Source organism: Kineococcus arenarius subsp. arenarius, assembly GCF_050871845.1.
Lineage (GTDB): Bacteria > Actinomycetota > Actinomycetes > Actinomycetales > Kineococcaceae > Kineococcus.
In genome coordinates this window covers 1-8,733 of record NZ_JBJLSE010000129.1, presented here as the reverse complement: position 1 = coordinate 8,733, position 8,733 = coordinate 1, and the positions used below count along the sequence as shown (strand labels likewise).

The following is an 8,733-nucleotide window of genomic DNA, read 5'->3' as shown; positions in this document are numbered from 1 at the left end:
TGGCCTGGGACAGCGGGATCAGGGAGACGTTCGAGCCGAACAGGCCGGTCTTCACGGAGACCCACTCGGGCTGGTTCGTCGCGTTGTCCAGGTAGACCTCGTCGACCTTGCCGATCTTGTCGCCGTCCGTGCCGGTGACCGTGGCGCCGTAGAGCTCCTCGACGGAGTTCATCCCGGAGATCATGTCGTGTCCCTTCCGTTGGACGTCTTGGCCGTTTCGCCAATCCCTTGACAACGAGAGGGTTACCCGGGTCCCGGGGGCTCAAACAGGGACGTGCGCGGAACTTCCCCGCGGCCCCGCGGCGCCCCTCACAGCAGCGCGGTGAACAGCGGCACCAGGCGCTCGTCGTCGGTGAGCGCACCGTGCTGGCCGATCAGCCGCAGCGTCTGCGGGCGAGCGCGGGCGGAGTCCACCACCGCCACCGGGCCGGTCATGACGGCGAGCACGTCGCCGATGCGGCCGGCCACCTGTTGCTCGACCGGCCCGAACCAACCGGCGGCGACGGCCTCGGCGCGGGTGAGGACGTGCGCGACCCCCTCCAGCCTGCTCGCCCAGGCGTGCGCGACGGCCGCAGCGGCACCGGGCTCGGTGTACAGCTGCACGGCGCGCGGCTCCCCGCCGACGTGGCGCACGCCCTCGCGCAGGCCGGGCTCGTGGGCCAGGTCCAGCCGTTGCGGAGCCTGCACGTCGACCATGCCGTGGTCGGCCGTGACCAGCAGCAGGGTGCCCCGCGGCAGGCGGCGGGTCAGCTCGGCGACGGCGGCGTCCACGCGCGCCAGCTCCTCGCCCCACTGCCAGGACCCCACGCCCTCGCCGTGACCGGTGTGGTCCAGCCGGCCCCAGTAGACGTAGGTGAGCCCGCGCGGCGCGGCGCGCACCGCGGCGACCGCGGCGTCGACGCGCGCCTCCAGCCGCTCGGGGGTGCCCACGAAGCGCCCGCCGCGCAGCGCGGCCTCGGTCAGCCCGGAGCCGTCGAAGTGCGGCGGGGCCACGCGCGTGACGGGCACGCCGGCCGCGGCGACCTGCTGGAAGACGGTGGTGTGCGGCTGCCAGCGGCGCGGGTCCACGGGGCCGTCCCACTGCAGCTGGTTCAGCAGCGCGTCGCGGTCGGGGTCGAGGACCTCGTAGCCGACGAGCCCGTGCGACCCGGGCGGCAGGCCGGTGCCCAGCAGGCCCATGCTCGTGGCGGTCGTCGTGGGGAAACCGGCGGTGAGCACGCGGTGGCCGCCGTCGGCGCGCCACCGGCGCAGCGCCGGCACGTGCCCGGAGCGCTCCTGGAGGGCCTGCTCCCCCATGCCGTCGACCAGGAGCAGGCACACCCGTTCGGCCGGGGGCAGGTCCAGACCCGGACCGGTGCCCGTGGTGACGCCCAGCGAGCGGGCGGCGGCAGGCAGCAGCTCCGCGAGGGTGTCGACGCCGTACGCGGGCACCGGCGGGGCCGCACCCGCGACGCCCGGGCTCGCGCTCACGACCGGACCACCACGAGGTCGCCGCGCCGTCAGCGCGACGTGGCGGCCGACAGGGCACGGGCGAACGCGACGGCCGCCGCCACCGCGTCGGCGCCCTCGGCTGCCCCGGCCACCCGCACGGTCAGGTCGTCCCCGGTCAGGGTGCCCGTGTAGCCGTGGTCGGCCTCGCAGTCGGGGTCGGGGCAGCTGGCCGGCTCGAGGTCGACGCGCTGCACCGCGCCCCAGCTGATGGTGAGGCTGACCTCCGCGGGCACGGAGCCGGGCCGGTGGTCGGCGGGCCGGGTGACGACCTGCGAGACCACGACCGAGGCGACCTGCTCCAGGGGGACCGACTCCGTGGAGCACACCGCGTACGGCTCCGGGGACGTCTCGTCCGGACCGTGGTCGTCGGCGTGCGCCACGAGCAGGCGCGTGGCGGTGGTGGTCAGGACGGTGACGTGCCGGCGCACCTCGTTGGCGTCGAAGGTCGTCTCCTGGTGCACCAGGTGCGCCTCGACCTCCTCCTCGGCCAGCGCGGTGAGCAGGCTGTCGGCGACGACGGCCGGGTAGTAGCCGGCGCGCTCGAGGTCGGACAGGAGCCGGGGCGGCAGCTCACCGGGTGCGGTCGCCGGGGCCCCCTCGGGACCGGGGGTGCCGCTGGTGCCGTGCCCGGACCGCCGGGAGTGGGTGCGCTCGCGCATCCCCCCATCCTCCCCCACGGCGGGCACCGCCACCGCCCACCCCGCCCGTCGCGTCAGTCGGCGTCGAGGAGCAGCTCGCGCCCGCCCAGCGGCTGCACCGGCCGGGAGTTCTCGGTGATCACGGACCGGAAGTCGGACAGCTGCTCCGCGGAGACCTCCACCGGCTGCTGCATGACGAACCAGGAGACCCCCTCCGTGCACGGCGGGGTCGTCAGCGACCCGGTGTAGCGGTACGTGCGGCGGTCCTGCGGCAGCAGCGCCCCGGTGTCGAAGCCGGCGAGGGTCACCTCCTGGCTGGTGTCGGCGGGCAGCTGCCCGAAGTACTCCGCCAGCGCGCTGTCGGCGGCCCCCTCCTGCAGCAGGACCCCCACCACGGCCACGGCCCCGGACTCGTCGGTGTGGACGAGGTGCAGCTCGCCGGCGTACGTCTGCCCGGCCACCGTGTGCTCGGCGGGCTCGTGCAGGTGGAACTGGGTGAGGCTGTACGTCCTGCCGTCCACGGTCATCGTGGAACCGGAGGGTTCGACGCCCTGCACGGTGTGGACGGTGTTCTTCAGCTCGACGTCCCCGGTGGCGTAGTCGAACTGCAGGTCCGGCAGCGGCACGGTGCTGGCTCCCGCCAGGTCGATCGGCGACTGCTGCGACGCGTCGGCGCACTCGGCGTAGTCCTCGGACAGCGAGGCCCAGTTCGCCGGTCCCAGCTCCCCCTCGTACCCGAACTCCACGGCGCGCTGGGCGCCGGCGGACTGCACCGCGTCGGGAGCCGACGGGCTCGGGGAGGAGGTCGCGGAGGAGGAGGAGCTCGCCGTCGACGTCGCGGGGTCGTCCTGCCCGCCGCACCCGGCGAGGAGGACGAACGCGGCGCTGAGGACCAGGGTCGTGGGGGTGTGGCGGCGCACGGGGGTTCCTCCGGTCGTACGGTTCTCCTGCGGAGGTTCCACGGTGGCACCGGGTGCGCACCGCGGCGCGCCGGGGCGTGTCCGGCGCTCCGGAGGCGTCGGGCCGGGCCGGCCGCGGGGGGCGTCCGGCTACGCCGACCGCAGGTACTGGTCCGCCCACGCGCTGATGATGCGGGCGGCGCGCCCGGCCTGACCGGGGGCGACGAGCAGGTGGTCGGAACCGTCCAGCGAGACGAAGCTGCGCGGGTGCGGTGCGGCGCGGAAGATCGCGCTGGCGTTGTCGACGCTCACGGTGTCGTCGGTCGGCGAGTGCATCACCAGCAGGGGCACCCGGAGCCCGCGGATCTGCTGCTTCAGGTCCGCCTGGCGCACGTCCTTGACGAAGGCCCGCTTGAGGGTGAGGGCCCTGCCCCCCACCATCCACTCGGCGTGCCCCTCGGCCATCACCCGGTCCACGAGCGCGTCGTAGTTGTGCTCGACGTGACGCGGTTCCGACGGTGCGCCGACGCTGACCACCGCCCGCAGGCCGGGCACGCGGCTCGCGGCGGCGAGGACGGCCGCGCCGCCGAAGGAGTGCCCCACCAGCAGGTCCGGGGCCGTGCCCCGTGCGGCCATGAACTCCGCGGCGCGCACCGTGTCGGAGACCTTGTGGGTGAAGGACCCGTCACCCCACTCCCCCTCGGAGTCGCCCAGCCCCAGGTTGTCGAAGCGGAGCATCCCGATGCCGTCGGCCGCGAGGGCCCTGCAGATGCGCGCCGCGGCCGGCGAGTCCTTGCCCAGGGTGAAGCCGTGGGCGAAGACGCCCCACCCGCGCACCTCGCCCTCGGGCAGGTCGAGCAGCCCCGCGAGCCTGTGGCCCGTGGTGCCGGGGAACGAGATGCGTTGCGCCACCGTTCCCCGCTCCGTCGCCCCGAGTGCTTGGCGGCAGACCCTCTCACACGGGGCCGGGGCCCGTGGGGCCACCGGCTCCCCGCGAACCCGAGCGCCTCACGTGGGCAGGGTGCGCCGGTCGGGGTCGGCGCGCCCCTGCGGCGGGGCGAGGGTCACCTCCGCGCCCAGCACGCGCGCGCCGCGCTCGGCGACGAGCACCGGTGACAGGCGCATCTCGGCGACCTCCGGCAGCGCGTCGGCCAGCACCGCCACGCGGGCGACGACGTCCTCGAGCGCGTCGACGTCCATCACGGGGGTGCCGCGGTGGCCGAACAGCTTGGGGGCGGCCTTGACCGAGCGCACCAGCTCGGCGACGTCCACGTCGGTCAGCGGGGGGATGCGGTAGGCGACGTCGCCCATGAGGTCGAGGGGGTCGCCCTCCACGCCGAAGCTGACCACCGGCCCGAAGAGGGGGTCCTCGGTGCTGCGCACCATGCACGGCACCCCCTGCCCGGCCATGCGCTGCACGGCCAGCACGTCCGCGCGCCGGCCGAAGACCTGGCGCATGTCGGCGACGGCCTCGGCGAGCGCGGCGGCGTTGGTGATGCCCAGGCGCACGCCCCGCAGGTCCTGCCGGCCGGCCAGCTCCTCCCCGACGGTCTTCAGCGCCACCGGCCACCCGAGCCGCTCGGCGGCCTCGACGGCCTCGTCGACGCTGCGGACCTCCGCGCGGGCCAGCAGGTCGATGCCGCCGGTGGCCAGCAGGGCGCGCGTCTGCTCGGCGTCCAGCGTCAGCCCGTCGGGGGCCTGGGCCAGCGCCTGCTCCACCAGGGCGCGCGCGGCGCGCAGGTCCACGCCCGGCGGTGCCAGCGGGTGCCCGCGGTCGCGGCGGCGCCACTGGGCGTAGCGCACGACGGCGGCCAGGGCCCGCACCGCGTCCTCGGGGGTGGGGTAGGAGGGCACCACGGGCGCGTCGGCGGGGACGTCGGGACCGCTGGCGCCGGCGAGCGCGGCGGAGACGCTGCGGGTGCCGAGGAAGCAGGTGACGGTGGTCTTCGCGCCGGCCGCGGCGGTGCGCGCCACGGCGGCGGCCACCGCGGGGTCCGGCTCGGGGGTGGGTGGCACCCAGCTGGCCACGACGGCGTCGACGTCGGGGTCGGCGAAGGCGGCCTCCAGGGCCGCCGTGAACGACTCCACGCCCGCGTACGGGGCGACCGCCACGGGCCCGTGCACGACCTGCAGTCCCCAGCTGACGCAGGCGTCGGCGGCCAGGGTGCCCAGCGCGTCGGAGTTGCCGACGATGGCCACGCGCACGCCCTGCGGCAGCGGCTGGTGCACGGCGACCTGGGCGACGTCGAACAGCTGGTGCACGTTCTCCACGCGGATGACGCCGGCCTGGCGCAGCATGCTGTCGACGGCCTCGAAGGGGGCGCGCGAGGCGCGCACGGCGTGCCCGGGCGGCACGCCGAACCCGGAGGCGCCGGACTTCACGACGACGACGGGCTTCTTGCGCGCCAGGGTGCGCGCCACGCGGCTGAACTTGCGGGGGTTGCCGATGCTCTCCAGGTACAGCCCCACCGCGGCGGTGGCGTCGTGGTCGAGCCAGAACTGCATGAGGTCGTTGCCGGAGACGTCGGCGCGGTTGCCGGCGGAGACGAACGTGGACAGCCCCAGGCCGCGGCGCTGCGCGGAGGACAGGACCGTCACGGCCAGCGCGCCGGACTGGCTGAACAGGCCGAAGCGCCCGGCCGGCGGCACCTGCCCGTACAGCGAGGCGTTCAGGCGCACCGCGGGGTCGGTGTTGACGACGCCGTAGGAGTTCGGGCCCACCACGCGCATGCCGTTGGCGCGGGCGATGCGCACGAGCTCGCGCTGCAGGGCCAGGCCCTCGGGGCCGGTCTCGGCGAAGCCGCTGGAGACGACGACGAGGCCGCGCACGCCCATGGAGGCGCAGTCGGCGACGGTGGGCACGACGGCCGCGGCGGGCACCGCCACGACCGCCAGGTCCACCGGGCCGGGCAGGTCGCGCACCGAGCGCAGCACGGGCACGCCGAGCAGCAGCTCGCCGGGGGCGGCCTCGGCGTTCACGGCGTGCACGGTGCCGGTGAACCCGCCGGTGACGACGTCGGCGAGCAGGCGGTGCCCCACCGAGCCGGGGGTGCGGCTGGCTCCGACGACCACCACGGAGGACGGTGAGAGCAGGGCCTGCACGCTGCGCGCCTCGGCGCGCTGCTCGCGCGCGCGCATGACGTCCACGGAGCGCTCGGTGGGGTCGATGTCGAAGGAGACCTCCAGCACGCCGTCGGAGTAGCCCTGGCGGACCTCGAAACCGGCTTCGCGGAAGACGCCGATCATCTTGGCGTTCTGCGGCAGGACGTCGGCGGTGAAGCGGCGGATGCCGCGCTCGCGGGCGGCGGCGGCCAGGTGCTCCAGCAGGACCGAGCCGAGCCCGCGGCCCTGGTGGGCGTCGGAGATGTTGAAGGCGACCTCGGCGGCGCGCGGCGCGCCGGCTCGCACGGGGGTGGCGTCGAAGCGGGCGATGCCGACGATGTCCTCGCCCACGGTGGCCACGAGCGCGACGCGGTCGACGTGGTCGACGTTGGTGAAGCGCTCCAGGTCGCGGCTGGACAGGCGCGGCATGGGGGCGAAGAAGCGCAGGTAGCGCGACTCCTCCGACTGGCGCGAGTGGAAGGCGGCGACGAGGTCGGCGTCGGAGGGGCGGATGGGGCGGACGTGCGCGGTGGCCCCGTCGCGGAGCACGACGTCCGCTTCCCAGCGGGTCGGGTAGCCCACCGGCGGCAGCGGCACCATGCCCGCCACCCTAGTGGGGCCCCGGCGCGGGGGTGGGAGGGTGGGCCCGTGGACTTCGCCGAGGTGCTGCGCCGGCGGCGCATGGTGCGCAGCTACGACGCCCGGCCGGTGGAGGGGGCCGTGCTGGAGCGGGTGCTGTCGGCGGCGCTGCGCGCGCCGTCGGCGGGCAACAGCCAGGGCCGGGACCTGCTGGTGCTGCGCGCGGCGGCCGACCGGGACGCCTTCTGGGAGCTGGGCGCGCGCGGTCGCCCCGGCCCGGCGGACGCGTGGCTGACGGGGATGCGCACCGCTCCGGTGCTGGTGCTGCTGCTGGCCGACCCCGGCGCCTACGCCGAGCGCTACGCGCGGCCGGACAAGCCCGGCCCGGACCGCGACGCGGCGGCGTGGGAGGTGCGCTGGCCGGACGTCGACACCGGGATGAGCGGTCTGCTGCTGCTGCTGGCCGCCGTGGACGCCGGGCTGGGCGCGTGCCTGTTCGGGGTCCCGGCGGCGGCGCACCCGGCGGTGCGCGAGCGCTTCGGGGTGCCGCCCGGGCGCCGGCTGGTGGCCGCCGTCGCGCTGGGGCACCCGGCGCCGGGCGAGGCGTCGCGGCCCTCGCACCGGCACCGGCGCACCCTGGCCGACAGCGCCCACGACGGCGCGTTCGGCGCGCCCTGGGGCGGCTGACCGGCGCGGCCGACCGGGGCGGCCCGGCCGGGAGCGCCCTCGCCGGGCGGCGGGGTGTCGGCGGGGTGTCACCGGGGTGTCGGTCGCGGGCGGCAAGATGGGGGCCATGGCACGACGCACGTCCCCTCCCCCGCCGCCGGACGCTCCCGAGCGCATCGTCGACATCGACGTCGAGCAGGAGATGCAGGGGGCGTTCCTGGAGTACGCCTACTCCGTCATCTACTCCCGGGCCCTGCCGGACGCGCGCGACGGGCTGAAGCCGGTGCAGCGGCGGATCCTCTACATGATGCAGGACATGGGCCTGACGCCCGAGCGCGCGCACGTGAAGTCAGCGCGCGTGGTGGGCGAGGTGATGGGCAAGCTGCACCCGCACGGCGACGTGGCGATCTACGACGCGCTGGTGCGCCAGGCGCAGCCGTTCACGATGCGCGTGCCGCTGGTCGACGGGCACGGCAACTTCGGCTCGCTGGACGCCGGCCCGGCCGCCCAGCGCTACACCGAGGCGCGCCCCGCCCCGGCGGCGCTGCTGATGACGACCGGCCTGGACGAGGACGTCGTCGACTTCGTCCCGAACTACGACGACAGGCTGAGGGAACCCGGTGTGCTGCCGGCGGCGTTCCCGAACCTGCTCGTCAACGGCGCCAGCGGCATCGCGGTCGGCATGGCCACGAACATGCCGCCGCACAACCTCGGGGAGGTGGTCGCCGCGGCCCGCCACCTCATCAAGAACCCGGGCGCCGACCTGCCGGAGCTGATGCGGTTCGTGCCCGGGCCGGACTTCCCCACCGGCGGCAGGGTCGTCGGCCTGGAGGGCATCCGCGACGCGTACCAGAGCGGTCGCGGCACGTTCCGCACCCGCGCCGCGGTCCGCGTGGAGAACGTCACCGCGCGCCGCAAGGGCATCGTCGTCACGGAACTGCCCTACGGCGTGGGCCCGGAGCGGCTGACCGAGAAGATCGCCGACAACGTCAAGGCCAAGCGGCTGCAGGGCGTGGCCGACGTGGTGGACCTCTCCGACCGCACCCGGGGCCTGCACCTGGTCATCGAGGTGAAGAACGGTTTCGTGCCCGAGGCGGTCCTGGAGCAGCTGTACCGGCTGACACCGATGGAGGAGACCTTCGGCATCAACAACGTCGCCCTCGTCGAGGGCCAGCCCCGCACGCTGGGGCTGAAGGAACTGCTCGAGGTGTTCATCTCCCACCGCCTGGACGTGGGGGGGGGGGGGGGGGGGGGGGGGGGGGGGGGGGGGGGGGGGGGGGGGGGGGGGGGGGGGGGGGGGGGGGGGGGGGGGGGGGGGTGGGCGGGGGTGTTCTCGTGCGTGTGGGGGCGCGGGGGGG

Annotated in this window: 8 protein-coding genes; 2 read left to right on the top strand and 6 right to left on the bottom strand. The window is 76.0% G+C overall.

The window, feature by feature from the left end; translation table 11 throughout:
- The 6 genes from ACRYM0_RS19370 to ACRYM0_RS19345 all read right to left on the bottom strand — a co-directional run.
- A partial coding sequence (locus ACRYM0_RS19370; RefSeq protein ID WP_432507484.1) for a PRC-barrel domain-containing protein occupies positions 1-184 on the bottom strand: 184 nt, incomplete at its 3' end.
- 125 nt (positions 185-309) lie between these two features.
- Positions 310-1,470: an alkaline phosphatase family protein gene (locus tag ACRYM0_RS19365; RefSeq protein ID WP_432507483.1), complete on the bottom strand. Its 1,161-nt coding sequence runs from the start codon at positions 1,468-1,470 to the stop codon at positions 310-312.
- A 29-nt stretch (positions 1,471-1,499) separates the two neighbouring features.
- A complete protein-coding gene (locus ACRYM0_RS19360) occupies positions 1,500-2,150 on the bottom strand; it encodes a DUF5998 family protein (protein ID WP_432507482.1) in 651 nt (216 codons plus the stop codon).
- 53 nt (positions 2,151-2,203) lie between these two features.
- The gene (locus tag ACRYM0_RS19355; protein ID WP_432507481.1) at positions 2,204-3,049 is read right to left on the bottom strand and encodes a carbonic anhydrase; all 846 of its coding nucleotides are present in this window, start codon (positions 3,047-3,049) and stop codon (positions 2,204-2,206) included.
- 129 nt (positions 3,050-3,178) lie between these two features.
- Positions 3,179-3,940 carry an alpha/beta hydrolase family protein gene (locus ACRYM0_RS19350; protein ID WP_432507480.1) on the bottom strand — a complete coding sequence of 254 codons (762 nt, stop codon included), beginning with the start codon at positions 3,938-3,940 and terminating at the stop codon, positions 3,179-3,181.
- A gap of 96 nt (positions 3,941-4,036) precedes the next feature.
- Positions 4,037-6,730, bottom strand: coding sequence for a bifunctional acetate--CoA ligase family protein/GNAT family N-acetyltransferase (locus ACRYM0_RS19345; RefSeq protein ID WP_432507479.1), 2,694 nt, complete (start codon positions 6,728-6,730; stop codon positions 4,037-4,039).
- 48 nt (positions 6,731-6,778) lie between these two features.
- Here ACRYM0_RS19345 and ACRYM0_RS19340 point away from each other — a divergent pair, with 48 nt between their 5' ends.
- Together ACRYM0_RS19340 and ACRYM0_RS19335 are read left to right on the top strand one after the other, a co-directional pair.
- Entirely contained in the window at positions 6,779-7,396 is a 618-nt protein-coding gene (locus ACRYM0_RS19340) for a nitroreductase family protein (RefSeq protein ID WP_432507478.1), read from the top strand.
- 106 nt (positions 7,397-7,502) lie between these two features.
- A partial coding sequence (locus ACRYM0_RS19335) for a DNA gyrase subunit A (protein WP_432507477.1) occupies positions 7,503-8,733 on the top strand: 1,231 nt, incomplete at its 3' end.